This is a genomic window from Azospirillum sp. P4_B5, from assembly GCF_056402275.1.
In genome coordinates, this window is the sequence record NZ_JBFUHT010000021.1 from 64946 (window position 1) to 90458 (window position 25513).

Genomic DNA, 25513 nt, shown 5'->3' on the forward strand with positions numbered 1-25513 from the left:
CCGTATGCCCGTGCCGAAAGAGGCTGCCGAAGCCGCCCGTGACCGTTATCTGGCGATCCTCAGCGGGTACCCCGGTATGACCCGCGCCGAAGTCACGAAGCTGTCCGACGACTACGCCATCGCGGTCAATTTCGCGTCGGGCATCCCCGACGATCTTCCCAAGGATCTGGACGGCGTGCCGGTGATCGCACGCACCCAGTAACGCTTACACGGTAACCCGCAAACGAAACGCCCGGTCCAGGCCATGGACCGGGCGTTCTGCATGTCTGGCGCTTACGCCGGGTTGGAGGGGGTGGTGGCGTCGGCGCGTTCGGCCGGCCCCTTGTTCATCGCCATCGCCATCATCTGGCTCGCCTGCGCGGTGCAGGTCGCGGCCAGCGTGCGCACCGTCTGGCCGCCTTCGACGAGAAGCCGGCTGAGCATCGGGCCGGGCGCCTCGAAGGTGCCGATGAAGACCCGCTCCTCCTCCCCCTTGCCGGCGAAGCCGCGCTTGAACAGGTGGACGCCGGGGTTGGCCTGGGCGTTGACGCCGTGCAGGTCGTAGCGCTTCCCGCCGCTGGCCTTCACCCATTGCATGGCCTTCCAGTGGACGAGGAAGGCGGCGTTCAGCGGCAGTCCGGCCTCGGCGGTGGCCGAATTCTGCATCAGCGCCGTGTCGCCGAGCAGCGACACCACCACGCCGGCCACCGGCTCGCCGTTGTGGGAGGCCATCACGGCGTGCATCTTCATGCCGTCCGGCAGGGCGCGGTGAACCTTCGTCAGGGTGCGGCTGTCGAAGGCGCGGAAGCCCTTGCGGCGCTGCGTCTGGATGAACAGGTCGTCGATGGCGTCGAGGATCTCCGGCGAGGAGCCCTCGACGATCTCCAGCCCTGCCCCTTCGGCCTTGGCGAGGCCGCGGCGCCAGTGGCGGGACAGGTCCTTGTGGATCGTCGCCTCGTCGCGGGTCAGGTCCATGATGAAGGTGCGGTAAGGGGCCTTGGCGTCGCTGTGCCGCATCCCCAGCGCCTCCATGGCGGACAGCGCACGGGCGCCCTCCCCTGCCCCGTCCTCGATGCGCGGCAGGACGCGCAGGAACAGCCCGCGCCTGACGCTGTACTCGGCCTTCATCGCATCCATGATGGCCAGGAACGCGTCCGGATCGGCCCGGCGGCCCTTGGGGCGCCACAGCGGTCCCCACATGACCAGCGCAATGCCGCCGATGCCCGGCACCCGGCGGACCAGCAGCTGGGCCGCGGCGATTGGCTGGCCGTCCCGGCGCAGCACGATGTGGCTGAGGTCGCGGTTGGGATGGGCGATGCGTCCGAAATCCCAGGTCTGGAAGATGTTGGCGTCGTCGAAGCCGCTCATGACGGCGTACCAACCGCCGCGGTCCATACGGTCGATCTCGACAGCCGGTGAAGCGTCCAGGCAATCGCCCCCAAATGCGTCGGTGTGAATCTGGCGTTTCCCCAGCGAAGTCACGTCGAACCTCTCGCGTGGTTGGTCGAATGGGCACAATCGGAGCGGACGTGGAACCCCGCCCGTCCCGCTTCCCTGGCCGGAGGCCAAGGCCGTCGCATCGTCAAAGGTCGAAGCTCCGCGGAAGGTCTTAGGCGGATCTCGCGCGGCCTACGGTCTTTGCGATCGTCCACAAACAATAGGGGGCGCACGGGAAAATCACAGAAACCCTGATGGGTTCGCGCAAAATCCCGCTGGATTATTCTCTGTGGCTAAGCGCTTTTTCTGGAGATTGTATGGGCTAAGCCCGTATCGACGGTTATGTTGCGGCGCAATACGCCCAATTCGACGCCTGAAGGCGGTTCCCGGATCTCTGCCTGTTCAGAACATGGTCAGTTGGATGATGCCGTCCGCGCGGGCGTGGCGTTCCGCCGCGTTGGCGGCGGCGTCCTGGGCGCCCTCCTGCGACTGGGCGATCCCCACGGCGATGCGCTCCCCGGCGACCGACACGGTCCAGGTCCAGCGTCCATCGGTCCGCCACGACACGGCCAGTTCGCAGCCATGCGCCTGACACACCAGTTGCCGCACCGACCAGTTCGCCGCCATCCGCGCAACCCCACAGCCCCGGCGCCGCCTCCGGCCCCGCATACCTTAGTTATGCACCGGAGAGGCCATGTTCCGCCAGTGCCGGCTGCTCCGGATCTCGGGTAGACACCCATTGCGGGGGTTGGGACGACTTGATAGCTTCCCAGACGACTCCGGCAAATGTGGCGACGAGGGGGCAATGACCGGCGACGATTTGAAGCTGCTGCGCGAGAAGCGCGGCCTCACCCAGACGCAGATGGCCGCGTTCGTGAACGAACTGACCGGCCGCCGCTACGACAAGCAGCGGCTCAGCAAGTGGGAGACGGGGCGCGAGCCCCTGCCCCGCGACGTGCTGGGTCGTCTGCTGCTGCTGTCCCTGGAGCAGCCGGCGACCGAGGCGCCGCGGGCCGGCACGACCATCGCCGTCGGCCTGCAAAAAGGCGGCACGGCCAAGACGGCGACCTCGATCAACGTCGCCTTCATGCTGGCCCGGTCGGGGAACCGCGTGCTGCTGGTGGACGCCGATCCGCAGGGCAACGCCACGGTGCATGTCGGCGTGCCGCAGACCGACGTGGTGGCGCTGACGGAGCAGGGCAGGGTGCTCTACCACGCGCTGATGGGCAAGGCGAAGCTGGCCGAGGTCATCCGCCCGACCAGCGTCGAGGGTCTGCATGTGGTGCCGTCGAGCATCGCGCTCGCCAGCGCCGACACCGAGCTGCCCGGCAACCTGACCAACGCTCAGACCGCCATGGCGGAGATGCTGGACGCGGTGCGGGGCGATTACGATTTCATCCTGATCGACTGCGCGCCGAACCTGGGGGCGGTCACCATCAACGCGCTGACCGCGGCGGACTATGTGCTGATCCCCTGCCAGGCGGAGCCGCACGCCATCCTGGGCGTGAACGCCTTCCTGGACACGGTGACGAAGATCCAGCGGCGGCTGAACCCGAACCTGCGGATTCTGGGCGTGCTGCCGACCATGCTGAATCCCCGCCAGACCCAGGACCGCTCCTCGCTGGAGGACATCGGCCGGCTGTGGGGAGAGGATTATCGGGTCTTCCCGCCGGTGCCGCGCGCGACGATCTACGCGCAGGCCGCCGGGGCCAACGTCATCACGCTGGACGCCGACATCGGCGCGCCGGGCGTGGAAAGCTATGCCGCCATCGCCGGTGCCCTTCTGAAGGCCACCGGACGCATCCGGGAGTCGTCCGATGCCGCCTAAGAAGCTGACCCGCCAGACCGCTACCACCGTCCTGCAAGCAAAGAGCACCGCCCCGGCCCCGGAGACCGACCGGCTGTTCGGGCTGACCGGCGCCCTGCCCCGGCTGATCGAGGCCGACGTCGCCGCCATCCGCACCGACCCCAACCAGCCGCGCACCGTCTTCGACGAGACCGCACTCGCCTCGCTGGCCGCTTCCATCGAGCGGCATGGGCTTCAGCAGCCGGTGCTGGTGCAGGAGACCGCGGAGAAGGGCGCCTACCGCCTCGTGGCCGGCGAACGCCGCCTGCGCGCCCACCAGATGCTCGGCCGCCCGACCATCGCCGCCATCATCACCAAAGGCAAAGCCGAGGAGATCGCGCTGATCGAGAACGTCCAGCGCGTGGACCTGGACGCCATCGATCTCGCCCGGGGCCTGAGCCAGCTCATCGACAGCCACGGCTACGCCCAGGCGGAGGTCGCCGCGGTGCTCGGCTGTTCGGAGGCCGAGGTGTCGAAGCGGCTGAAGGTGCTGGACCTGCCGACCGACATCCTCCGCGAGTACCGGGAGAACCCCGACGCGGTGTCCCGTTCCGCCCTGGTCGAGCTGGCCTTCGTCGGCGACGAAGGGGAGGTGCGGCGGCTGTGGCAGTCGGCGCGCACCGGCGGGCTGACGGTGCAGTCGGTGCGCGCGGCGCGGGCGTCCAAGGCGCCGGGAACGGCGGAGCCGATGCGCGTGCTGGGCCGCTCGATCAACCGTATCGAGAAGGAGTTGAAGGCCATCGACGCGGTCAGCACCGCGATGCAGAAGGAGCATCGGGAGCTGCTGCGGGACTTGCGGATGCGCATCGACGACCTGCTGGGAGAGTGACCGCTTTCGAAATCGAAAGCGCCTTAAGGTTGTGTGATTTCGTAAATTAGGCAACTTATGAGGGCTTTCGAAGTCGAAACGTGACATGCCCCAGGGTGTCAATTTTGGACAGTGTTGCCCCACCCCGACCCTCCCCCGCTGCGCAGGGGAGGGGGCAAAAAAGTTCCCTCCCCTGCGTTAGCGGGGGAGGGCTAGGGTGGGGGCAAAGCCCCTACAACTCATGACAGACGCACCACGCAAACGGTGCCGAGCCCCGCCTTACAAGGCCTGCTGCGGGCGCATGTCCGCCGGGTCGATGCCGGCGACCGCCACCGGCTTCTTCATGGCGTCGCGGCGGAACGGCTCGCCCAGCTCCTGGTTCAGGATCACCTCGACGAAGGTGGTGATGCCGCGTCCCTGGTCCTCGATGGCTTGGCGCAGGGCGGCGGTCACCTCATCCTGGGTGCGCGCGGTGACGCCCTTCAGGCCGCAACCCTCGGCCACCTTGGCGTAGCTGAGCTTGGGGTTCAGCTCCGTGCCGACGAAGTTGTTGTCGTACCACAGCGTCGTGTTGCGCTTCTCCGCCCCCCATTGGAAGTTCCGGAAGATCACCATGGTGACCGCCGGCCATCCCTCGCGCCCGATCGAGGACATCTCGTTCATCGAGATGCCGAAGGCCCCGTCACCGGCGAAGCCGACGACCGGCGTGCTCGGGCAGCCGATCTTCGCGCCGACGATCGACGGGAAGCCGTAGCCGCAGGGGCCGAACATGCCCGGCGCCAGATACTTCCGCCCCTCCTCGAAGGTGGGGTAGGCGTTGCCGATGGCGCAGTTGTTGCCGATGTCGGTGGAGAGGATGGCGTCCGCCGGCAAGGCGGCCTGGATGGCCCGCCACGCCTGACGCGGCGACATGCGGTCGGACTCGCGCTCGCGCGCCTCGGCGTTCCAGCTCGTTCCGGGATCGTCCTCCTCATGGTCGAGCGAGGACAGGAGCTGAAGCCACGCCGACTTGGTCTGATGGATCAGCGCCCGGCGCTCCAGCCGGCCCGCGTCCCCGGCGCCGGGGGCGAGCTGCGCCAGGATCTGCTGCGCGACCTGCTTGGCGTCGCCGCAGATGCCGACCGAGACCTTCTTGGTCAGGCCGATGCGGTCGGGGTTGATGTCCACCTGGATGATCTGCGCGCCCTTCGGCCAATAGTCGATGCCGTAGCCGGGCAGGGTGGAGAAGGGGTTGAGCCGCGTGCCGAGCGCCAGCACGACGTCGGCCTTGGCGATCAGTTCCATCGCCGCCTTGGAGCCGTTGTAGCCGAGCGGCCCGACCGACAGCGGGTGGCTGCCGGGGAAGGCGTCATTGTGCTGGTAGCCGCAGCAGACCGGCGCGTCCAGCCGTTCCGCCAGCGCGATGCTGTCCGGAATGGCCCCGCCGATCACCACCCCGGCGCCGTTGAGGATGACCGGGAATTTCGCCTCCGACAGCAGGCGGGCCGCCTCGGCGATGGCCTGCCGTCCGCCGGCCGAGCGTTCCAGCCGGACGATCTGCGGCAGCTCGACGTCGATCACCTGGGTCCAGTAATCGCGCGGCACGTTGATCTGCGCCGGGGCGCAGCCACGCCACGCCTTCTCGATGACGCGGTTCAGCACCTCGGCCATGCGGCTGGGATCGCGCACCTCCTCCTGATAGCAGACCATCTCCCTGAACATGGCCATCTGCTCGACCTCCTGGAAACCGCCCTGGCCGATGGTCTTGTTGGCGGCCTGCGGCGTCACCAGCAGCATCGGCGTGTGGTTCCAATAGGCCGTCTTGATGGAGGTGACGAACCCGGTCACGCCGGGTCCGTTCTGGGCGATGGCCATGGCCATCTCGCCGGTGACCCGGCTGTAGCCGTCGCAGATCAGGGCGGCGTTGGTCTCGTGCGCGCAATCCCAGAACCGGATGCCGGCCTTGGGGAAGAGGTCGGAGACCGGCATCATGGCCGATCCGATGATCCCGAAGGCGTGCCGGATGCCGTGCATCTGAAGGACCTTCACGAACGCTTCCTCGGTGGTCATTTTCATGGTGCGCATCCTCGTTTCATGGATGGGTGGTGTGGAATGAAGGGGAGGGCGGGGCGGTCAGCCGGCGATCACGCGCGGCATGGCCCGCTCGCCGGGGCCGGGACAAATGGCGGGCCGGTGCACGGCGATCAGGGGGGCGTAGCTGTCGTCCCCCTCCGGCATCGGCATGCTGAACCAGCGGTAATGGCGCCCGCTCCAGACGAGCAGCCCTTGGCTCAGGCCGCGCCCGTCCACCGCGAAGCGGTCGATCAGGCGTCCGGCGAGGCCGGCAGGCAAAGGCTCGTAGACAATGGCCGGACCGGAGCGGAAGCCCACGCGGGGGCAGGAGGGCGAGCCACAGATGTAGAGGCTCCGGGCGTCCATCGCCTTGGCGCGGGTCATCAGGAGGGCCAGGGCGGGGCCGTGATCGGCGTGGTCTTGCGGCATGTCTGCTCCTTTCCCGATTGAGGGGTGAAGAGGCGGGTTCAGGCTTCCCCGGCGCCGTAGAAAAGGGTCACGGTGTGTTTCGCCTCGGCGAAGAAGAGCCAGCGTTCGGCGATCACCCCCAGCGCGGCGGCGGCGGCGGCCAGCAGCGCCAGCGTGCCGGACAGGGCGCCGGGACCGGCGACCAGCGCGCCGAGGCTCAGCGCCGCCGGCAGGGCGAAGGCGGCGAGGCGGGTGATGAGGCGCAGGCGGACGGCGTGGCGGCGCCCGACGCGGAAACCCATTTCCTTGAGCAGGTAGTTGTCTTCGCTGTGCGGGGCGTCGAGCAGGCGGACCCGCCCGATATGACCGAGCCCGGTCGCCGTCTCCGCCGTGCTGACGGGGCGGGCGGTGGCGCAGTGGCGCCAATGCCCTTCCTTGGCCGCCCAGGCCAGCGCCACCGACGCCAGCGCCAGCAGGGAGGACCAGCCCGCCGCCTCCCCGACCACGCCGAGCAGCGCGTTCAGCAGCAGCGCCCCGGTCATCAGCGACAGAGCCAAGTACGTGCGCGGCACCCAGGGGTTGGCCCACTGGCGGATCGGCTTCAGCGAGGCGTAGATCATTGCCGTGCAGTAGACAGTGACCGCCGCCATCGCCGCGGTGATCCAGCCGGCGATTCCAACGATACCGCCGCTGGTCGCCAGGACGATCCAGGCGATGGCGAAGACGCCCGTCGGCAGGAAGGTGGCGACCGCCGCCACGCCTTCGCGCGACAGCCAGGAGCTGCGCCATTGCGACAGCGCCCGCCACGCCCGCTCCGGCCGGCCGAGATGGGCCAGCGAGGACAACAGTCCGGCCACCACCAGCCCCAGGGCGAGGGCGAGGGCGGCGAGGCCGAACAGCGGGCTCGCCGGCAGCAGGCCGAAGGGCGCCAGCAGGCCGAGCAGGGCGAGAAGGCCGTAGCCGGCGCCCGCGGCGCTGGTGAAGAAGATGATGGAGAAGGCCGGATGCATGAGAATCCCTCCCTCAGCGCGCCAGGATGCGGTCGGCCCATTTCAGCAGGCCGTGGAGCGGCAAATCGTCGTTGGCGCTGTCCTTGGTGACGCGCTCGTCAAGCGCCAGGGTGGGGCGGGGCCGGGGCGGCAGGTACTTGTTGGTCGGCTCGTAGCCCAGCTCCGGCATCAGGTCGTAGCCGCCGCGCTCCGCCACCAGCTTCGAGACGGCGGAGGCCGGGTCGGCGAGGTCGCCGAAATGGCGGGCGGAGGTCGGGCAGACCATGACGCAGGCCGGCACCCGCTCCGCCTCCGCCAGCGTCTCGTTGTGGATGCGGTCGATGCACAGGGTGCATTTCTTCATCACGCCGACGTCCTGGTCGAACTCCCGCGCGCCGTAGGGGCAGGCCCAGGAGCACAGCTTGCAGCCGATGCACAGATCCTCGTTGACCAGAACGATCCCGTCCTCGGCGCGCTTGTAGGAGGCGCCGGTCGGGCAGACGGTCACGCAGGCGGGCTGTTCGCAATGCAGGCAGGAGCGCGGGAAGTTGGTGGTGCGCGACCCGCAGCCGCTCTCCCCGGTTCCGGCCTCGAAGCTGTGGATGCGGTTGAACCACACCCCGTCCGGGCCGGCACCGTAGGCGTCGTAATCGGTCAGCGGCGCCATGTGGCCGCCGTCGTTCCACTGCTTGCAGGCGACCGCGCAGGCGTGGCAGCCGACGCAAGTGTCGAGATCGATGACCAGCCCCAGCCGGGGGGCGCCGGGTTCGCGGTTGGGAAGGCTCGTCATGACCGGACTCCCCGAGATGTGGGCCGGAAGGCGGCGCCGGTGCGCAGGATGGCGGGCGGCGGCTCGATGCCCGGCGGCATGGCCTGGGCGGGGAAGCGCGGCATCGTCTCGGCCCGCTCCTTCGGCGGCGCCTTCTCGACGCGGACGCGCAGGTCGTACCAGGCGGCCTGTCCGGTCACCGGGTCGGCGTTGGCGTGGCGGTAGCCGTTGCGTTCCGGCAGCAGCTCCGAGATCAGGTGGTTGAGCAGGAAGCCCTTGGTCCCCTCCGGCGCGTCGGTGGACAGGTTCCAGGCGCCGGAGCGCTTGCCGATGGCGTTCCAGGTCCACACCGTCCCGGCCTCCACCCCGTCCATCAGCTGGACCGGCACCCGGATCCGCCCGGTCGGGCTGGTCACCCAGGCCCAGTCGCCGTCGGCTAGGCCGAGTTGCTCCGCGGTGGACCGCGCGATGTACAGGCTGTTGCGGGCCATGATCTGCCGCAGCCAGGCGTTCTGCGACCCCCAGGAATGGTACATGGGCATCGGGCGCTGGGTGACCGCGTGCAGTGGGAAGGCGCCCTCGTCCAGCCCCTCCTCCTCCAGCGGCGGGTACCAGAAGGGCAGGGGGTCGAAGTAGGTCTCCACCCGCTGCCGCTTGTCAGCGGGCGGCACCACCGCGCCGTGCCCGCGCGCGGCGAGGCGGAATTTCTGGAGCGGCTCGACGTAGAGCTGGAGGATCACCGGCTCCGGCTTGTCGAGGAAGCCCATGCGGGTGGCGGTCTCCAGATAGGCTTGGTTGGCGTGCTTGAAATAGTGCTGCTCCGGCGGCAGCTCGAAGTGCCAGAAACAGCCGTTGCGGACGTAGCGGTCGAGCTGGTCCGGGTTGGGCGCGCCCTTGCCGGCCTCCTTGCCGTCGGCGCCGCGCCAGCCGGCCAGCGGGCCGATGCCGGGCTTGCGCTCGTGGTTGGTCATGTAGTCGGGATAGCCGCCGGGGTAGCGCGGGCTGCCGTCCTCCCGCACGAAGGCGGGCAGGCCGAGACGGGCGCCCAGCTCGATCAGCACGTCCTGGAAGGGCCGCACGTCGCGGTCGGGGGTCAGCACCGGCTGGCGGATCGAATCGCCGGGGCCGTGCGCGCTGCCGATCGGGCGGTCGAGCAGGGAGATGCAGTCCCACCGTTCCAGGTAGGTGGTATCGGCCAGCACGAGATCGGCGTAGGCCACCATCTCCGAGGCGTAGGCGTCGCAATAGACGATGAAGGGGATGCGGTGCTCGCCGGTGTCCGGGTCCTTGTCGGCCAGCATCCGCATGGTCTCGGACGTGTTCATCGACGAGTTCCAGGCCATGTTGGCCATGTACATGAACAGCGTGTCGACGCGGTACGGGTCGCCCTCCCAGGCGTTGGCGACCACCATGTGCATCAGCCCGTGCACCGACAGCGGCGCGTCCCAGCTGAAGGCCTTGTCGATGCGCAGCGGCTCGCCGTCCTCGCCGACCAGCAGGTCTTCCGGCCCCATCGGGTAGCCGAGCGGCATCCCGTGGATGGCCTTGCCGGGGCCGGTCTCGCCGCGCTTGCCGGCGGGCTTGGGACCCGGCGGGGCGGGGCGGGGGTAGGGCGACTTGTAGCGCCAGCCGCCCGGCACGTCGATGGTGCCCAGCAGGATTTGCAGGATGTGGATGGCCCGGCAGGTGTGGAAGCCGTTGGAATGGGCGGAGATGCCGCGCATGGCGTGCATGGCGATGGGCCGCCCGACCATCCGCTCGTGGCGCCGCCCGGCCCAGTCGGTCCAGGGCTGCTCGATGGTCAGCGTCTCCTGGAAGGCGAGGTGGGCCATCTCGGCGGCGATGCGGCGGATGGTGTCGGCGGGGACGCCGCAGCGCTCGGCCACCGCTTCCGGCGCGTGCTGCGGGTCGAGGTAGCGCTCGGCCAGCAGATGGAAGGAGGGCACGGCCCGCCGCCCGTCCGGCAGGGTGACGGCGCCGACCAGCGCCGGCCGGATACCGGCCGCGGTCGCCGGAACGGCGCGCTGCTCCACCGCGTCCCAGGCCAGCGGGGCGCCGTCGGCGTCGCGGGCGAACAGGCCATCGTCGGGGGCGCCGGGGTCCTGGATCACCAGCCAGGGGGCGTTGGTGTAGCGGACCAGATACTCGGCGTCGATGCGGTCGGCGCGCAGCAGCTCGTGGATCAGGGCGAAGACGAACAGCCCGTCGCTGCCCGGACGGATGCCGACCCACTCGTCGGCAATGGCGGAATAGCCGGTCTTGATCGGGTTGACGGAGACGATCTTGGCGCCGCGCGCCTTCATCTTCGACAGGCCGATCTTGATCGGGTTGCTGTCATGGTCCTCGGCCACGCCGAACAGCAGCAGGTAGCGGGTGTGGTCCCAGTCCGGCTCCCCGAACTCCCAAAAGCTGCCGCCCAGCGTGTACATGCCCGCCGCCGCCATGTTGACGGAGCAGAAGCCGCCGTGCGCCGCGAAGTTGGGCGTGCCGAACTGCGCCGCCCAGAAGCCGGTCAGCGACTGGCTCTGGTCGCGCCCGGTGAAGAAGGCGAGCTTGCTGGGGTCGCTGTCGCGGATCTTGCCGAGACGCTCGGTCAGGATGGTCAGCGCCTCGTCCCACTCGATCTCGCGGAACTCGCCGGTGCCGCGCTCCCCGGTGCGCAGCAGGGGCTTGCGCAGCTTGGCCGGGGAGTTTTGGGTCATGATGCCGGCGGACCCCTTGGCGCAGATCACGCCGTGGTTCACCGGATGGTCCTTGTTCCCTTCGATGAAGCGGAGCTTACCGTCCTTGATGTGCACTTTGATGCCGCAGCGGCAGGCGCACATGTAGCAGGTGGTGTATTTGACCGTGTCGGAGAGGGTCGGCGAGGGGTCGATGTCCTCGCGCGGCGACTGGTAGCGGTCGAGCCAGCCGCGCGCGTCCTCGGGCGCCGCCGGCCCGTTCCTTCGCTGGAAGCCCCGGCCCTGGGTGAAGGCGAACCCGCGCGCGCGCTGGCCGCCGACGTCGTCGATCTTCGCCATGTCGTTCCGTTCCTTCCGGTATGCCTCCCCCGTTCCCTCCCGGCGGGGGCCGGGAGAGGGGGCGGTGCTGCCGTGCCGTTCTTCAAAAGGGCGGCTGCGCGGTCAGTCCGCGAGCCGCTGCGCGCCCGACCGTTTCGCGGCCTCGGCCATCAGCGCGTCGAGGGCCGCCGGCAGGTCGCCGGGCACGTCCACCACCACGGCCCCGGCGCGTTCCAGCGCGCCGCGCTTGGAGGCGTGGCTGCCGCGGTCGCCGGTCACGATGGCCCCGGCATGGCCCATCTTCTTGCCGGGCGGGGAGGCGCGGCCGGCGATGAAGGAGACGACGGGCTTGTCCGTCTTCGCCACCAGCTCCGCCGCCTCCTCCTCCATGCTGCCGCCGATCTCGCCGATCAGCGCGATGGCGTCGGTGCCCGGATCGTCGATCAGGGCGGCCAGCGCGTCCTTGGTCGTCGTGCCGATCATCGGATCGCCGCCGATGCCGAGGAAGGCCGACTGGCCATACCCGCCGCGCACGAGGTTCAGGCAGACCAGCGTGCCCAGGCTGCCGCTGCGCGAGATGACGCCGACCCGGCCCGGCTGGAAGACGCGCGGGTTGAAGGCGGGCATGATGCCGACGAAGCATTCCCCCGGAGTCACGATGCCGGCGGTGTTCGGCCCGATGATGCGGGTGCCGTGCTCCGCGGCGGCGGCGTGCATCTCCATCACGTCGTGCGACGGAATGTGCTCGGTCAGGCAGACGACGGTCTTCGCCCCGGCCTCGATGGCGTCGATGGCGGCGGCCTTGGCGGCGGCGGGCGGGATGAACATCACCGACACGTCGAAGCCGCCGTTCGCCATGGCCTCCTTCGCGGTGGCGAAGATGGGCACGCCGCAATGACTCTGCCCGGCCTTCTTCGGGTTCACGCCGCCGACCACGGTGGTGCCGTAGGCCTGCATCTGCTCGGTCCAGAAGGTGCCCTGCTTGCCGGTGATGCCCTGCACCAGGACCCGGTCGCTCTTGCGTACGATCATCGCGCGGCCTCCACGGCTGCCGAGATGGCGTCTTCCATCCGGTCGTAGGGTTCGATCCCCAGCTCCTCCCGCACCATGCGCACGGCCTCGTCCTCGCCGGTGCCGTGGATGGAGAAGAAGACGGGGATGGTGGGGTTCAGCGTCTTCCAGGCCTGGATCACGCCGCCGGCCATCACGTCGGTGCGGGCGAAGGCGCCGCAGAAATTGACGACGAGGCTTTTGACGCCGGGGTTGGACAGCACGAGGTCCAGCGCCTCCGTCCCCTTGGTATAGGCCTCGCCGCCGATCTCCAGGAAATTGGCGGGGCGCCCGCCGGCGTGGCTGACCACGTCCATCGTCGTCATGGTCAGCCCGGCGCCGTTCGCCAGCACGCCGACGTTGCCCTCCAGCTCGATGTATTTGAGGTCGAGCGCCCGCCCGCGCTCCTCCAGCGCCGACAGGGGTTCCTTGGCGCCCAGTTCGGCGATGTCGGTCTGCCGGTAGAGGGCGGCATCGTCCACCGTCAGCTTGCAGTCCAGCGGCACGACGCGGCCGTCCGCGAGCAGGGCCAGCGGGTTGATCTCCAGCAGCTCGGCGTCGTGCTGGCGGTAGACGCGGTAGAGATCGACCAGCATCGCCGCCACCGGTGCTGCGGCCTCGCCGAGGTCGAGCCCCAGCAGCAGGCGGCGCGCGTCCGCCGGGCCGAAGCCCTTGCGGATGTCCACCGCCATGCGGCGCAGGGATTCGGGCCGGGTCGCCGCGACCTCCTCGATGTCCATGCCGCCCTCGGTGGAGAACAGCACGAGCGGGCTGCGGCTGGCCGGGTCGTTCAGAACCGCGGCGTAGAATTCGCGGGCGATGGCGGCCTGCTCCTCGACCAGCACGCGGGCGACCGGAAAGCCGCCGATCTCCATGCCCAGGATGGCCCGCGCGGATGCTGCGGCCTCCTCCGGCGTGGCGGCCAGCTTGACGCCGCCCGACTTGCCGCGCTTGCCCGTGGGCACCTGCGCCTTGACGACCACCGGCCCGATGGCGCGGGCGGCCTCCTCGGCCTCCTGCGCGCTGGCGCAGAGGCGTCCCTGCGGAACGCTCACCCCGGCGCGGGCGAGCACGGATTTTCCGGCTTGTTCCTCGAAGTTCATCGTCGCCTCCGTCAGCGTCCGTGGCGGGACCAGAAGGGGCCGAACAGGGCCTCTTCGCTCGGCTTGTCCTCCGGGATCGGGCGGACGAGGTGGGTGATGTTGACGAAGTGCTTCCAGCTCAGGTTCTCGGAGATGGAGTTCTTCTGCCAGCTTCCGCAGCCCATGGAGAGGGTGAAGTTCAGCCCGCTGTCGAAGCCGCCGCCGTTGCCGAAGGTGTGGGCGAAGTTGACCAGCACGCGCACAACGTCCAGCTCGTCGGCCAGCCGTTTGGCGTGCGCCTCGTCCCGCGTGTGGATGCCGCAGGAATGCCCGCGCCCCTGGTGATCGAGGATCTTGCGCACCTGATCGACCGCCGCGTCGAAGTCCGGCACCCGGTAGACCGCCAGCACCAGCGACAGCTTCTCGCCGGAGAAGGGGTGCGCCTTGCCGACCCCGGTTTCCTCCACCAGGAAGAAGCGGGCCTCGCGCGCCTTGGGCGCCAGCTCGAACGCCTCGGCGAGGATGGCGGCGTCCTTGGCGATCAGCTTGCGGTTCAGCTTGCCGTTCTCCCACAGGCGCGACTGCACGCGCTCCCGCTCCTCCGGGGTGCAGAGGTGGGCGCCGGCTTCCGCTAGCGCCGCGATGGTCGCGTCGTAGACGGAGTCGAGAACGACCAGCGCGTTCTCCGACGAGCAGGAGGTGGAATTGTCGAAGGTCTTGGACGCGCAGATCTTGCGCGCCGCCTCGGCCAGATCGGCGCTCTCGTCCACGATGACCGGGACGTTGCCGGCCCCGACGCCGATGGCCGGGGTGCCGCTGGAATAGGCACGGCGCACGTTGTCCTGCGATCCGGTGACGACGACGAGGTCGACCGCCTCCATCAGCGCCTGGGTCAGGCCCTTGGTGATGGGGGTGGGGATCATCTGCACCAGATCCTCCGGCGCGCCGATGCGCGCCAGCTCGGCCCGCATCAGCTCGACCGTGCGGCCGGTGGCGGCGGAGCCCATGGGGGAGGGGGCGATGATGATGGCGTTGCGGCCCTTGACGGCCATCATCGCCTTGTTGACCGGCGTGGCCGCCGGGTTGGTGGAGGGCGTGACGGCACCGACGACGCCCAGCGGCTTGGCGATCTTCACGATGCCCTTGGCGGTGTCCTCCTCGATCACGCCGACGGTGCGCACCCGCATCAGGTCGCGCAGCGTCCCGAAGGTCTTGCGCTGGTTCTTGGTGATCTTGTCCGCGACGTTGCCGAGGCCGGTGTCGGCCACCGCCAGCTCGGCCAGGGCGCGGGCGCGGCCCGGCTCGTAGATCGCCCAGGCGAGGGCCGCGACGGCGTCGTCCACCCGCTCCTGCGTCGCGTCGGCGAAGGCGCGCTGGGCGGCGCGGGCGCGGGCGAGGAGGGCGGCGACGGCCTCCCGGTCGGCGCTGGCCGGCGTTCGGTCGAGCATGATGTTGTCCATTGTGTTTGTCTCTCTCCCTGAAGGTTCGTTCGTTGGTTCGGACGGTCAGGCTTTGAGCACCCGGTGGGGCGGTTCCTTGGAAGCCGGACCGCCGTGGGTCGGGTCCTTCGGCGGACGGCGGAGCAGCGGCTTGCCCGACGGCCACATCGACCAGACGAGGAAGGCGGCGGCCAGGGCCAGGATCGTGCCGCTGATCGGGCGACTGAAGAAGACCGCCATGTTGCCGTCGTAGTTGGCGAGCGAGGTGAGGAAGTAGCGCTCGCACAGCGGCCCCAGGATCACGCCGACCACCAGCGGGGCCGGCGGGAAGCCGGTGCGCTTCATGACGTAGCCGGCGATGCCGAAGGCGAGGCAGACATAGACGTCGAACAGGTTGTTGCGCACGCCGTAGGCGCCGACGACGCTCAGCACGATGATGAAGGCGCCGAGGATGGCCGGCGGCACGCGCATCAGCGTCGAGAAGACCCGCGCCACGCCCATCGCCGCGACGATCATCAGCAGGTTGGCGATCAGCATGCTGGCGAAGATCGTGTAGACCAGCGAGGCGTTCGAGGTGAAGAGGAGCGGGCCGGGGTTCAGCCCGTGGATCAGCATGGCGGCCAGCATGATCGCCGTGGCGGCGCTGCCGGGGATGCCCAGCGTCAGCAGCGGGATCATCGCGGTGCCGGTGGTGGCGTTCTTGGCCGCCTCCGGTGCCGCCAGCCCCTCCTCCACGCCGGTGCCGAAACGGTCGCCCTTGCCCGACGCCTGCTTCTCCACGCTGTAGGCGATGACCGACCCCACCGTGGCCCCGGCACCGGGGATGACGCCGATGGTGCAGCCGAGGCCGGTGCCGCGCAGGATGGAGGATTTGACCCGCCACAGGTCCGCCAGGCCGATCTGCTTGCCGGGCTTCGTGGCGATGGAGCGGGCGCCGCCGGCCCGCTTGCAGATCAGGTCCACCACCTCGCCGATGGCGAACAGGCCGATCATCACGACGGTGAAGTTGATGCCGCTCTCCAGGTCGGGCACGCCCAGCGTCAGGCGGGGCATGCCGTACATCGGATCGACGCCGACCGTCCCGATCAGCAGGCCGAGGAACATCGAGACGGCACTCATCAGCGGCGCGTGCTTGGCGATGGCGATGACGCTGACGAGGCCGAGGATGGTGGCCGCGAAGAACTCCGGCTGGTCGAACTTCAGCGCGAAGCTGGCGAAGGGCGGGGCGCCGAAGGTCAGCAGCAACGCGCTGGCCAGCCCGCCGAAGGCCGAGGCGGTGATGGCGATGCTCAGCGCCCGCGAGGACAGGCCCTTGCGCGTCATCGGGTAGCCGTCCCAGCAGCTCGGCAGCGAGGCCGGCGTGCCGGGGATGTTGATGAGGATCGAGGAGATCGAGCCGCCGAACACGCCACCCACATAGATGCCGCCGAGAAAGGACATCGCGGTGACCGGCGGCAGCAGGTAGGTGAAGGGCAGGGCGATGGCCATGGCGTTGACGAAGGAGATGCCCGGCAGCGCGCCGGCCACCACCCCGATCATCAGGCCCGACACGAGGAGGACGAAGTTGTACGGATCGAGGGCGCCGGCGAAGCCACCGGCCAGATTGGCGAGGATATCCATGGGACGATCCTTCCGGTGGCCGGCTCAGTAGATGCCGAGCAGGCGGTAGAGCGCGACGGTGAAATCATCGAAGACGCCGTGGCCGCGGCTCAGCGGCATCTGGGCGAGGAGGACGAAGACGTAGAGCAGCACCACGCAGCCGATCCCGGTGACCAGCGCCAGAGTGAGCGGCCGCCGGATGCCCCCGATGACGCACCACAGGGCGACGAAGGCCAGGGTGGCGATCGGGAAGCCGAGCTGCGGCAGGGCGATGCCGTACAGGATCACCAGCCCCAGCCCGATCATGGCCCGGCCATGGGCGTAGCCTTCGTATTCCTCGTCGACCGGTTTCTGCTGGTGGACCGCGCGCCGCAGCGCCAGGAGTTCCCTGGCGATCCAGATCAGGGCGCACAGCCCGACCGCGCCCAGCATCAGCCGGGGCCAGCCCGTCGGTCCCACCGGGTCCGGCAGGCCGGCGATCATGGTGCTGTCGCGCACGATGTGTTGCGAGAGAAGAAGCGACCCGGCGAGCAGGGCCGCGGGCGTCGCCAGCCGGCGAAGACCGTGGGACAGGGGAGTCACGGTTCCCTCCCTGAAGAACGATGAAACGGGTGGGGCGAATGCGGAACCGGACTCAGCCCGGTGTCTGGCCGACGGTCTTGGTCGCGAAGCGGTCCAGATAGCCCTTCACCGTCTCGTAGAAGGCCTTGACCTCCTCCTTGGCCTGGTCCGGCGTCACCACCGTGTCGACGCAGGTGTAGGTGTCGGCGCAGAAGGTCTTCCATTCCGGGCTCGCCAGCACCTTGGCGGCGGCCTCGTGGAGCTTCTGCACGCGCTCGGGCGGAGTGCTGGCGGGTACGGCCAGCGTGCGGAAGTTCGGCAGGTCGCCGATGTCCAGACCCAGCTCCGCCGAGGACGGCACGTTGGGGAAGGAGGGGTGACGCTGCTTGTCGAAGACGACGATGGGCAGCAGGTCGCCGGACTTCAGGAACTGGGCGACGTCGCCCGGCTCCTCGTAGATGGCGTCAGTGTGGCCGCCGATCGGCGAGGCGTAGCGTTCCGACGGGCGGGCGAAGGGGACGTTGGTCACCGGCACGCCCTGGGTGCCCAGATATTTCAGCGTGATGTCGTCCTGCGTGCCGTAACCGGAGGTGGCGACGCGCAGCTTGCCGGGGTTGTCCTTGGCGTGGGCGGCGAACTCCTCGTAGGTCTTGAAGGGGCTGTTCTTCGAGACGTAGAGCATCGAGGGCGAGTTCTGCATCATCGCCACATAGACGAAATTGTCCGGCTTCGCCGTGCCCAGGCCCGACGCCCAGGAGGAAACGGACAGGGCGATCAGCGTGCCGACCGTGTAGCCGTCGGCCGGGTTGGTCAGGACCCGCGTCAGGCCGGCGTTGCCCGACGCCCCGGACACGTTGACGACGGGCATGGCGACGCGGAGATGCGGTTCGGCGAGGCGGGCGAACTGGCGCGCCATCAGGTCGGCGCCGCCGCCGGCCCCGAAGGTCGCGATGACCTCGATGGGGCGCGACGGGTAATCGTCGGCGCGCGCGGGGTCGGATGACAGGACGGGTGACAGCAGCGCGGCCACCGCCGCGGTGAGCGTCAAGGCGTTGCGGAGCATTTGCATTCCCTCCCAGGGATTGTTTTTTGGAACTGTCAGGCGTGCAGGCCGGGTGCGGCGCCTCCCTTGGCTGCGGTGGCGGGGTAGGGCGCGCCCGGCGTGGCGGAGCGGCGGCGCCCGGCGACGATCTGGGCGATGGCGGCGGCGGCGATGCGGGCCGCCGGCGGGTCGGCGCGCGAGGTGAGGACGATCGGCACCGAGGCGCCGAGCACGATGCCCGCGGCGACCGCGTCCAGGAAATGCACCAGCGCTTTGAACAGGGCGTTGCCGGTCTCGATGTTCGGCACCACCAGGATGTCGGCGGCCCCGGCGCAGGGGTGGGACAGGTTCTTGATCCGCGCCGCCTCGGCGGACACCGCGAGGTCGAGGGCCAGCGGCCCGAACACCGTCGCGCCCGGCACCTCCTGCTGGCACAGGCGGGTCAGCCGGTCGGCGTCCATGCTGGAGGGCACGCGCTCCGTCACCTCCTCGGTGCAGGACAGCAGCGCCACGCGCGGGTCGTTGCCGCCGACCAGCCGCCACAGTTCCACGGCGTTGCGGATGATGTCCAGCTGGGTCGTCAGGGACGGCGCCACGTTGATCGCCGCGTCGGTGATGACCAGCTCGCGGCCCGACCCCGGCAGCGTCATATGGAAGGCGTGGGTGAAACGGCGCCCGGTGCGCAGCCCGTTTTTCGGGTCGAGGGCCGCCAGCATCAGCGTGTCGGTGTGGATGTGCCCCTTCATCAGCGCGCCGACGTCGCCGGAGCGGGCGAGCGCCACCGCGATCCGTGCCGCCGCCGCGTCGTCCCTGGCCGGAACCACGCAGGCGCCGTGGAGCGTCCAGCCGATGCGGCGGGCACTGTCGGCGATGGCCGCCGGATCGCCGACCAGGACCGGCTCGATGAGGCCGAGGGCGGTGGCGCGCCGCGCGCTTTCCAGCGCGACCGGCGAACCCGCGGCGACCACCGCCGTGGGAACCGGCTCCAGGGCGGCGCTGCGCGCCATCAGCCGGGCCGGGCATCCGGCGGTGGTCGTCTCAAGCGTCCTTGCCATGGCGTCCGTCTTCCTTAAGGTGAGAGGGCCGGTTCGGCCGGGGCGGCGTCGATGCCCAGCGCATGGGCCATGTCGCTTGCGGCGCGGTGCAGGACCGGCAGGCGGTCGGCCACCGATTCCCGCGACAGCCGCACCTTCGGGGCCTGCACCGCCAGGGCGGCGACCATCCGTCCCGCACCGTCGCGGATCGGCACCGCCGCGCAGAAGACGCCCGGCATGTATTCCTCGTCGTCGAAGGAATGGCCGCAGGCGGCGATGCGCTCCAGTTCGGCGCGGAACAGCGCCGGGTCGCACAGCGTCGCCGCGGACATCCGGGGCAGCGGCAGGCAATCCAGCAGGCGCCGCCGCGGCAATTCCGGCAGGAAGGCGAGGAACAGCTTGCCCATCGCCGTGCAGTGCAGCGGCACCCGCGAGCCGACGCCGAATTCCAGCCGCAGGGGCCAGCCTTCCACCTCGACGCGGTCGAGATAGACGACGTCGCCGCCCTCCAGCACGCCGATGTTGCAGGTCTCCCCCAACTCCAGGCTGAGCGCCCGCAGCCGGGCGTGCGACGGCGCCTGGGCCAGGGAGCTGCGCAGCGTGTTGAGCGCCAGGGTGCGCAGTTTCGGGCCGACGGTCACCAGCCGGCCGTCGAACGGGCGGGCGAGGAAGCCGCGTTCCTCAAGCATGGCGATCAGTCGGTGCGCGGTCGGTTTCGGCAGGGCCAGCTTCTCGGCGATGTCCTTGACGGCCATCGGCTGCCCCGCCCCGGCCACCGCGTCCAGCAAGGCCAGGACGCGGTCGGCGAGCGGCCGACGGTCACCGGAGCTGTTGTCGGCGGCGTCTTCGGTTGGCGGTTCGCGGGGCTCCTGCAACGGAGCGGAGCCCAAGGCGATCTTCCGCGTCATCGTTCCTCCCCGTGACTGGAAGCGTATCGCTTGGCCTGTTGGTCTCATTCAGCGATACGATTTGTATCATTAACTCACAGGACCCTGAGTCGCGCAAGCCCAAAAAGTTCGTGTACCCAATTATCCATGCATACGGGGGCATGCCCGGCCGGCTTCCCGCGGCTCGGGCGATGAAACTTGCGGTTTTGAAGAACGATGGGGGGAGGGAAGCTATCCGAACTGCGCGGACAGGGCCTCGGCGCCGCGGCGGAGGACGGGCAGGACCCGCTCAACCCGGTCGTGCGACAGCCGGACCTTCGGGGCCTGCACCGCGATGGCCGCCACCGTCCGGCCTGTGGAGGACAGGATCGGCACCGCCACGCAGAACACGCCCACCACATACTCCTCGTCGTCGAGCGAATAGCCGCGCGCGGCGATGCGCTCCAGCTCGGCGGCCAGGGCTTGCGGGTCGGTGAGGGTGTGGGCGGTCTGCGCGGAGAAGGGGCCGGAAGCGAGAAGGCGGCTGCGCATGCCGTCCGGCAGGGTGGCGAGGAACAGCTTGCCCATGGCCGTGCAGTGCATCGGCACGCGCGAGCCCACGCCGAACTGGAGCCGCAGGGGCCAGTGCTCGACCTCGACGCGGTCGAGATAGACGACGTCGCCGCCGTCGAGGACGCCGACGTTGCAGGTTTCCCCCAGCTCGGCGCTGACCGCGCGCAGCACGGAGCGGACCGGCGCGCGGGACAGCGAGGCCCGCAGGATGCCGACCGCCAGCCGCGCCGCCTCGACACCGATGATGACGTCGCGCGTTTCCAGGTCCCGCGCCAGGAGCCCCTTCTCGATCAGGCTGTTGACGAGGCGGTGGGCGGTTGGCTTGGGCAGGCCGAGCGTCGCCCCGATGGCCTTGACCGCCAGCGGCCCGGAGGCCGATGCGACCAGTTCCAGGATGGCGAATGTCCGGTCGGTGGCGGCGGCCTTCGGCTTGGCCGCGTCGTCCGACGTGTCGGGGGGCTGGGTGCTGCGCGTCTTCAAGGTTCGCCCGTCCTGGCGGTTTCAGCGTCTCATTGAGTGAGACATGACGCATATAGACCGGCCGCTTTGCGCAGGCAATAGACAACGGTCGCTGCGCGCGGGGTGACGGCATTTGAAGTCCCCTCTCCCCCCTGGGGAGAGGGTTAGGGTGAGGGGGGTGCTTTTGCCGGACCCACCATCAAGCACATCCCCTTCACCGGCCCTCCGGGCCACCCTCTCCCCAGGGGGGAGAGGGTTATAGAGGCCAAACGCCCGATCCATTCACCTACCGGCAGCCATGAGAAATGAATTTTCTATGAGATGCTTCAATCATGAAAATATTTTCTACAGCGAGGCGCGTTCCCAGCCAAAAAAGTGAAAAATTCTCATACGAACCATGCGATATTGAGAATCACTACAGGGGCTTCGCAAAAAGTGCCGAAGCATGAGTCTAAAAAGAAAACCAACAAGTAAAATCCTAGCCGTTCTGGGTTTTTACGTAAGAAAGAGGGACTTCCGTTGTCGACTTCATTTCCTCCATGGCGAACATTGACGAGACATCCTGAAGCTCGATGCGCTCGATGAGCTTTCGATAGAAAGCGTCGTAGGCCTTGATGTCCGGAATGACCACCCTCAGCAGATAGTCGATTTCGCCGCTCAAACGGTAGAGATCGACAACCTCCGGTATGTCGGCCACCACGCGGCGGAACTCCTCCAGCCATTCCGCCGAGTGTTTGCTGGTTCGGACGGCCACGAAGACGGTCACGTCGACGTTCAGCTTGGCCCGGTCCAGCAACGCCACGCGGCGGCGGACATAACCTTCCTGTTCAAGGCGTTGCACGCGGCGCCAGCAGGGGGTGGCGGACAGGCCGACCTGCTTGCCGAGGTCGGCGAGCGACAGGGTCGCGTCGGCCTGAAGGGCGGCCAGGATCTTCCGGTCGGTGGCGTCGATGGTCATCGGGGTTGCTCACGGCCTTCACGGTTGGGACGGATGATTTTGCTCATTCGGCCGGTCTGGAGAAAAGCTTTTTCGTTTTGAGGATTTCGCATGCACCCGCATGCCGCCATCGCGGGCAGACCGCCCGGCCTTTGAGCACGGGCGACGGTCGCCACCACAGGGCCAAACCAGGAAAGATCAGGAAGATGAGCGACACCATCGCCACGGACAAAGCCCCGGCCGCCATCGGCCCCTACGCCCAGGCCCGCGTCGCCGGGGGGCTGCTGTTCGTCTCCGGCCAGCTGCCGATCGACCCGGCCACCGGGGCCTTCGCCGGCCCGGACGCGCCGACCCAGGCGGAGCGCAGCCTGACCAACATCGCGGCGATCGCCGAGGCCGCCGGCACCAGCCTGGCGAAGGCGGTGAAGATGACCGTCTACGTGACCGACCTCACCCAGTTCAAGGCGGTGAACGAGGTCTATGCCGGCTTCTTCCAGGCGCCGTTCCCCGCCCGCTCGACCGTCGAGGTGTCGGCTCTGCCGCTCGGCGCGTCGGTCGAGATCGACGCCGTCATCGCGCTTTGAGGGTGACATGACCGCTTCCGCGCAGACCGTGCCGTTTCCTCCCGGCGCCGGTTCCATCCGTCAGCCGTTCCGCCTCGAACACACCCCGCTGCCCGAGGCCACCGGCCGCGACTGGACCCGGCGCGCGATCGAGCTGTTGGAGACCGAGGCGGCGCGGTCGCCCGACACGCCGCTGCTCAAGCTCGACGCGCCGGAGCTGTCGGGGATCGACGTCTATCTGAAGGACGAATCGACCCACCCCACCGGCAGCCTGAAGCACCGGGTCGCGCGGTCGCTGCTGCTCTTCGCCATCTGCAACGGGCGGATCGGCGAGGGCACGCCGGTGATCGAGGCGTCGTCGGGGTCCACCGCGGTGTCGGAAGCCTATTTCGCCCGGCTGCTCGGCCTGCCCTTCCACGCGGTGATGCCGCGCGGCACCTCGGACGAGAAGGTCGCCGCCATCGAGCTGCACGGCGGGCGCTGCCACTTCGTCGAATCCTCCAAGGCGATCTACGCCGAGGCGGCGGCGCTGGCGGTGCGGCTGGGCGGCGTCTATCTCGACCAGTTCACCTACGCCGAGCGCGCCACCGACTGGCGCACCGACAACATCGCCCAGTCGATCTTCGGCCAGATGCGCAGCGAGCGCCATCCGGTGCCCGACTGGATCGTGATGAGCGCCGGAACCGGCGGCACCGCCGCGACCATCGGGCGCCACATCCGCTACCGCCATCTGCCGACCCGGCTGTGCGTGCCCGACGCCGAGCATTCGGTCTTCTACGAGAGCTTCGTCAACCGCGACGCCGCGCTGACCTGCGAGCGCGGGTCGCGCATCGAAGGCATCGGGCGGCCGCGCGTCGAGCCGTCCTTCATCCCCGAGGTCGTCGACCAGATGATCAAGGTGCCCGACGTGGCCTCGCTGGCGGCGATGCGGGTGCTGTCGCGGCGGCTGGGCCGGATGGTCGGCGGGTCCACCGGGACCAACTTCTTCGGGCTGTGCTGGATCGCCGGCCGGATGCGCGACGCCGGGCGGGCCGGGTCGCTGGTGACGCTGATCTGCGATTCCGGCGAGCGCTACCGCAACACCTACCACGACGACGCCTGGATGGAGCGGGCCGGTTTCGACACCGCCGCCGACGAGGCGCGGATCGAGGCCTTCCTTCAGGGCGGCCCGTCCCTCTGAACCAGAAAAACAGCGCTTTCAAAAAAACAAAAATCGCCACCGCAAGACACTTGGCAGAAAAACAGGAGCATTCACCGATGGACGAGTTTCGCACACTTCTGCGCAACGCGATGAAGAGCCGCGCGATGGTCTATGAAGCGGCCTTCGACGAGATGCGCAAGGAGATCGGCGAGGAGAAGGCCCGGGAGATCATGGCGCGCACCATCTATCGCCGGGGTGCGGCCATCGCCCACAACTTCGCGCCCCACGCCCCGGCCGATCTGGCCGGCTTGCGCGACTCCTTCCTGAAGTTCATCCCCGACGCCGAGGCCCAGTTCGGCCCGGAGGTCGTGCGCTGCACCGACGAGGTGCTGGAGATCCGCTTCCACACCTGCCCGCTGAAGGAAGCCTGGCTGGAGGCCAACCTGCCGGCGCAGACGGTGGAGACGCTCTGCGAACTCGCCGGCGCGGTCGACAAGGGCACCTTCGAGACCGCCGGCTTCGAGATCGAGGTCGACACCTGGAAGCCGGGCCGCAGCACCTGCTGCCACCTGACGATCACGCCGGGCGCCGCCGCGCCGGCCGCCGCGAATTGACCGTCAAGCCTCGCCGACAGGGGAACCGAACCATGAGGAAGCACACCGTTCTCGGCACCGTTCTGGGCGCCATGCTGGCCGCCGGCACCGCCGCCACTGCCGTCCAGGCCGCCGACCGCGAGATCGTCATCGGCTATCAGGCGCCGCTCAGCGGCGACCGCAGCCAGTATGGCGAGATGTTCCGCAACGCCGCCCAGATCAAGCTGGAGGAGTTCAACGCCTCCGGCAAGCTGGCCGGCGCCAAGGTCGCCATCACCTTCGAGGACAGCAAGGACGATCCCAAGGAGGCGCGCAACATCGCGCACAAGTTCCTCGACAATTCCAAGATCGTCGGGGTGATCGGCGACTTCTCCTCCACCGTGTCGATGGCGGCGGGCGAGATCTACGCGGCCGAGAAGATGCCGCAGCTCTCCCAGACCGCGTCCCACCCGGATTTCACCAAGCTCAGCCCCTGGCAGTTCCGCAACATCACCACCCAGGCCTTCGAAGGCCCGTACAACGCCGACTGGATCATCGCGGCGGGCATGAAGACGGCGGCGGTGATCTACATCCAGAACGACTGGGGCATCTCGGCGCTCGACGGCTTCGTCAGCGGCTTCAAGGCCAAGGGCGGCAAGATCACCGCGACCGAGGCCTTCAACCCCGGCAACCGCGATTTCCGCTCCATCCTGACCAAGGTCGCCCGGCAGAAGCCGGACGTGATCTACCTCGCGATGTTCTACGAGGAGGGGGCCGCCTTCGCCCAGCAGCGCGAGCAGCTCGGCATCAAGATCCCGCTCTACGGCACCAGCTCCCTCTACTCGCCCAAGCTGATCGAGCTGGGCCGCGAGTCGGTGGAGGGGCTGCACCTCGCCACCACCTTCACGCCGGACAACCCCGACCCGGCGGTGCAGACCTTCGTGAAGGAATACGCCGCGCGCTTCAAGTCGGAGCCCGGCATGTTCGCCGCTCAGGCCTACGACGCGGTCGGCATCATGCTGGACGCCGTCGCCAAGGCCGGCCCGTCGGTGACGCGGGAGAGCCTGCGCGACGCGCTGGCCGCCACCACCGGCTATCCCGGCGTGACCGGCGCCACCAGCTTCGACCCCGTCACCCGCGAGCCGGCGAAGGCGCTGGCCAAGATGATGGTGAAGGACGGCCGCTTCCAGGTCGTGACCGGTCCCTGACCGGTACCGTCTAAGGACGCCCCAGGGACGACCCAGGGCTTTCCACACGATCCGCTTTTCGGGACACACGCCGTGGTGCGCGCTCCGCCGGGACCGGCGG

General features: G+C 69.2%; 24 protein-coding genes. 7 read left to right on the forward strand and 17 right to left on the reverse strand.

Annotated elements, in window-relative coordinates; translation table 11 throughout:
* The first annotated feature begins 4 nt into the window (after positions 1-4).
* Positions 5-202: a hypothetical protein gene (locus AC1DVI_RS17665; RefSeq protein WP_035683083.1), complete on the forward strand. Its 198-nt coding sequence runs from the start codon at positions 5-7 to the stop codon at positions 200-202.
* A 71-nt stretch (positions 203-273) separates the two neighbouring features.
* Here AC1DVI_RS17665 and AC1DVI_RS17670 read toward each other — a convergent pair whose 3' ends face one another.
* Positions 274-1374 carry a lipid II:glycine glycyltransferase FemX gene (locus AC1DVI_RS17670; protein WP_476959067.1) on the reverse strand — a complete coding sequence of 367 codons (1101 nt, stop codon included), beginning with the start codon at positions 1372-1374 and terminating at the stop codon, positions 274-276.
* 444 nt (positions 1375-1818) lie between these two features.
* Complete coding sequence (locus tag AC1DVI_RS17675) at positions 1819-2043, reverse strand: hypothetical protein (protein ID WP_014200230.1); 225 nt, start codon at positions 2041-2043, stop codon at positions 1819-1821.
* Between the two features lie 178 nt (positions 2044-2221).
* Between AC1DVI_RS17675 and AC1DVI_RS17680 the strand changes: the two genes are divergently transcribed.
* The gene (locus tag AC1DVI_RS17680; RefSeq protein WP_476959068.1) at positions 2222-3244 is read left to right on the forward strand and encodes an AAA family ATPase; all 1023 of its coding nucleotides are present in this window, start codon (positions 2222-2224) and stop codon (positions 3242-3244) included.
* Positions 3234-4091, forward strand: coding sequence for a ParB/RepB/Spo0J family partition protein (locus tag AC1DVI_RS17685; protein ID WP_476959069.1), 858 nt, complete (start codon positions 3234-3236; stop codon positions 4089-4091). Before AC1DVI_RS17680 ends, AC1DVI_RS17685 begins: the two co-directional genes overlap by 11 nt.
* Positions 4092-4349: 258 nt before the next feature.
* Here the strand turns inward: AC1DVI_RS17685 and xsc are convergent, their stop codons facing one another.
* From xsc to AC1DVI_RS17760, 15 genes are all read right to left on the reverse strand, one after another.
* Positions 4350-6125: a sulfoacetaldehyde acetyltransferase gene (gene xsc / locus AC1DVI_RS17690; RefSeq protein WP_476959070.1), complete on the reverse strand. Its 1776-nt coding sequence runs from the start codon at positions 6123-6125 to the stop codon at positions 4350-4352.
* 57 nt (positions 6126-6182) lie between these two features.
* On the reverse strand, positions 6183-6551 hold the full coding sequence (locus AC1DVI_RS17695) for a hypothetical protein (protein WP_476959071.1): 369 nt from the start codon (positions 6549-6551) through the stop codon (positions 6183-6185).
* Between the two features lie 38 nt (positions 6552-6589).
* Positions 6590-7540 carry a dimethyl sulfoxide reductase anchor subunit family protein gene (locus tag AC1DVI_RS17700; RefSeq protein WP_476959072.1) on the reverse strand — a complete coding sequence of 317 codons (951 nt, stop codon included), beginning with the start codon at positions 7538-7540 and terminating at the stop codon, positions 6590-6592.
* A 13-nt stretch (positions 7541-7553) separates the two neighbouring features.
* The gene (locus tag AC1DVI_RS17705; protein WP_476959073.1) at positions 7554-8309 is read right to left on the reverse strand and encodes a 4Fe-4S dicluster domain-containing protein; all 756 of its coding nucleotides are present in this window, start codon (positions 8307-8309) and stop codon (positions 7554-7556) included.
* A complete protein-coding gene (locus AC1DVI_RS17710; RefSeq protein WP_476959074.1) occupies positions 8306-11308 on the reverse strand; it encodes a molybdopterin oxidoreductase family protein in 3003 nt (1000 codons plus the stop codon). The genes AC1DVI_RS17705 and AC1DVI_RS17710 overlap by 4 nt, the downstream gene beginning before the upstream one ends.
* A 102-nt stretch (positions 11309-11410) precedes the next feature.
* Positions 11411-12319, reverse strand: coding sequence for a succinate--CoA ligase subunit alpha (locus tag AC1DVI_RS17715; protein WP_476959075.1), 909 nt, complete (start codon positions 12317-12319; stop codon positions 11411-11413).
* Positions 12316-13440, reverse strand: coding sequence for an ADP-forming succinate--CoA ligase subunit beta (gene sucC, locus AC1DVI_RS17720; RefSeq protein WP_476959076.1), 1125 nt, complete (start codon positions 13438-13440; stop codon positions 12316-12318). Before sucC ends, AC1DVI_RS17715 begins: the two co-directional genes overlap by 4 nt.
* A gap of 11 nt (positions 13441-13451) precedes the next feature.
* A complete protein-coding gene (gene sauS / locus AC1DVI_RS17725; protein WP_476959077.1) occupies positions 13452-14867 on the reverse strand; it encodes an acylating sulfoacetaldehyde dehydrogenase in 1416 nt (471 codons plus the stop codon).
* Positions 14868-14924: 57 nt separating this feature from the next.
* Positions 14925-16478, reverse strand: coding sequence for a tripartite tricarboxylate transporter permease (locus tag AC1DVI_RS17730; protein ID WP_476959078.1), 1554 nt, complete (start codon positions 16476-16478; stop codon positions 14925-14927).
* A 24-nt stretch (positions 16479-16502) separates the two neighbouring features.
* Complete coding sequence (locus tag AC1DVI_RS17735) at positions 16503-17039, reverse strand: tripartite tricarboxylate transporter TctB family protein (RefSeq protein WP_476959079.1); 537 nt, start codon at positions 17037-17039, stop codon at positions 16503-16505.
* A 52-nt stretch (positions 17040-17091) separates the two neighbouring features.
* A complete protein-coding gene (locus AC1DVI_RS17740) occupies positions 17092-18081 on the reverse strand; it encodes a Bug family tripartite tricarboxylate transporter substrate binding protein (RefSeq protein ID WP_476959080.1) in 990 nt (329 codons plus the stop codon).
* Between the two features lie 35 nt (positions 18082-18116).
* Positions 18117-19115 carry a bifunctional enoyl-CoA hydratase/phosphate acetyltransferase gene (locus AC1DVI_RS17745; RefSeq protein ID WP_476959081.1) on the reverse strand — a complete coding sequence of 333 codons (999 nt, stop codon included), beginning with the start codon at positions 19113-19115 and terminating at the stop codon, positions 18117-18119.
* Positions 19116-19129: 14 nt separating this feature from the next.
* Positions 19130-20002 carry an IclR family transcriptional regulator gene (locus AC1DVI_RS17750; RefSeq protein ID WP_476959082.1) on the reverse strand — a complete coding sequence of 291 codons (873 nt, stop codon included), beginning with the start codon at positions 20000-20002 and terminating at the stop codon, positions 19130-19132.
* Between the two features lie 210 nt (positions 20003-20212).
* Entirely contained in the window at positions 20213-21013 is an 801-nt protein-coding gene (locus AC1DVI_RS17755) for an IclR family transcriptional regulator (RefSeq protein WP_476959083.1), read from the reverse strand.
* A 457-nt stretch (positions 21014-21470) separates the two neighbouring features.
* On the reverse strand, positions 21471-21950 hold the full coding sequence (locus AC1DVI_RS17760; RefSeq protein WP_476959084.1) for an Lrp/AsnC family transcriptional regulator: 480 nt from the start codon (positions 21948-21950) through the stop codon (positions 21471-21473).
* A 185-nt stretch (positions 21951-22135) separates the two neighbouring features.
* On the opposite strand from AC1DVI_RS17760, the gene AC1DVI_RS17765 reads away from it, so the two are divergent.
* The 4 genes from AC1DVI_RS17765 to AC1DVI_RS17780 all read left to right on the forward strand — a co-directional run bounded on the left by AC1DVI_RS17765 (position 22136) and on the right by AC1DVI_RS17780 (position 25413).
* Positions 22136-22513 carry a Rid family detoxifying hydrolase gene (locus tag AC1DVI_RS17765; protein ID WP_476959085.1) on the forward strand — a complete coding sequence of 126 codons (378 nt, stop codon included), beginning with the start codon at positions 22136-22138 and terminating at the stop codon, positions 22511-22513.
* 7 nt (positions 22514-22520) lie between these two features.
* A complete protein-coding gene (locus AC1DVI_RS17770) occupies positions 22521-23672 on the forward strand; it encodes a PLP-dependent cysteine synthase family protein (RefSeq protein ID WP_476959086.1) in 1152 nt (383 codons plus the stop codon).
* Between the two features lie 77 nt (positions 23673-23749).
* Positions 23750-24247 carry an L-2-amino-thiazoline-4-carboxylic acid hydrolase gene (locus tag AC1DVI_RS17775; protein ID WP_237907784.1) on the forward strand — a complete coding sequence of 166 codons (498 nt, stop codon included), beginning with the start codon at positions 23750-23752 and terminating at the stop codon, positions 24245-24247.
* Between the two features lie 32 nt (positions 24248-24279).
* Positions 24280-25413: an ABC transporter substrate-binding protein gene (locus AC1DVI_RS17780; RefSeq protein WP_476959087.1), complete on the forward strand. Its 1134-nt coding sequence runs from the start codon at positions 24280-24282 to the stop codon at positions 25411-25413.
* The last annotated feature ends 100 nt before the right edge of the window (positions 25414-25513 follow it).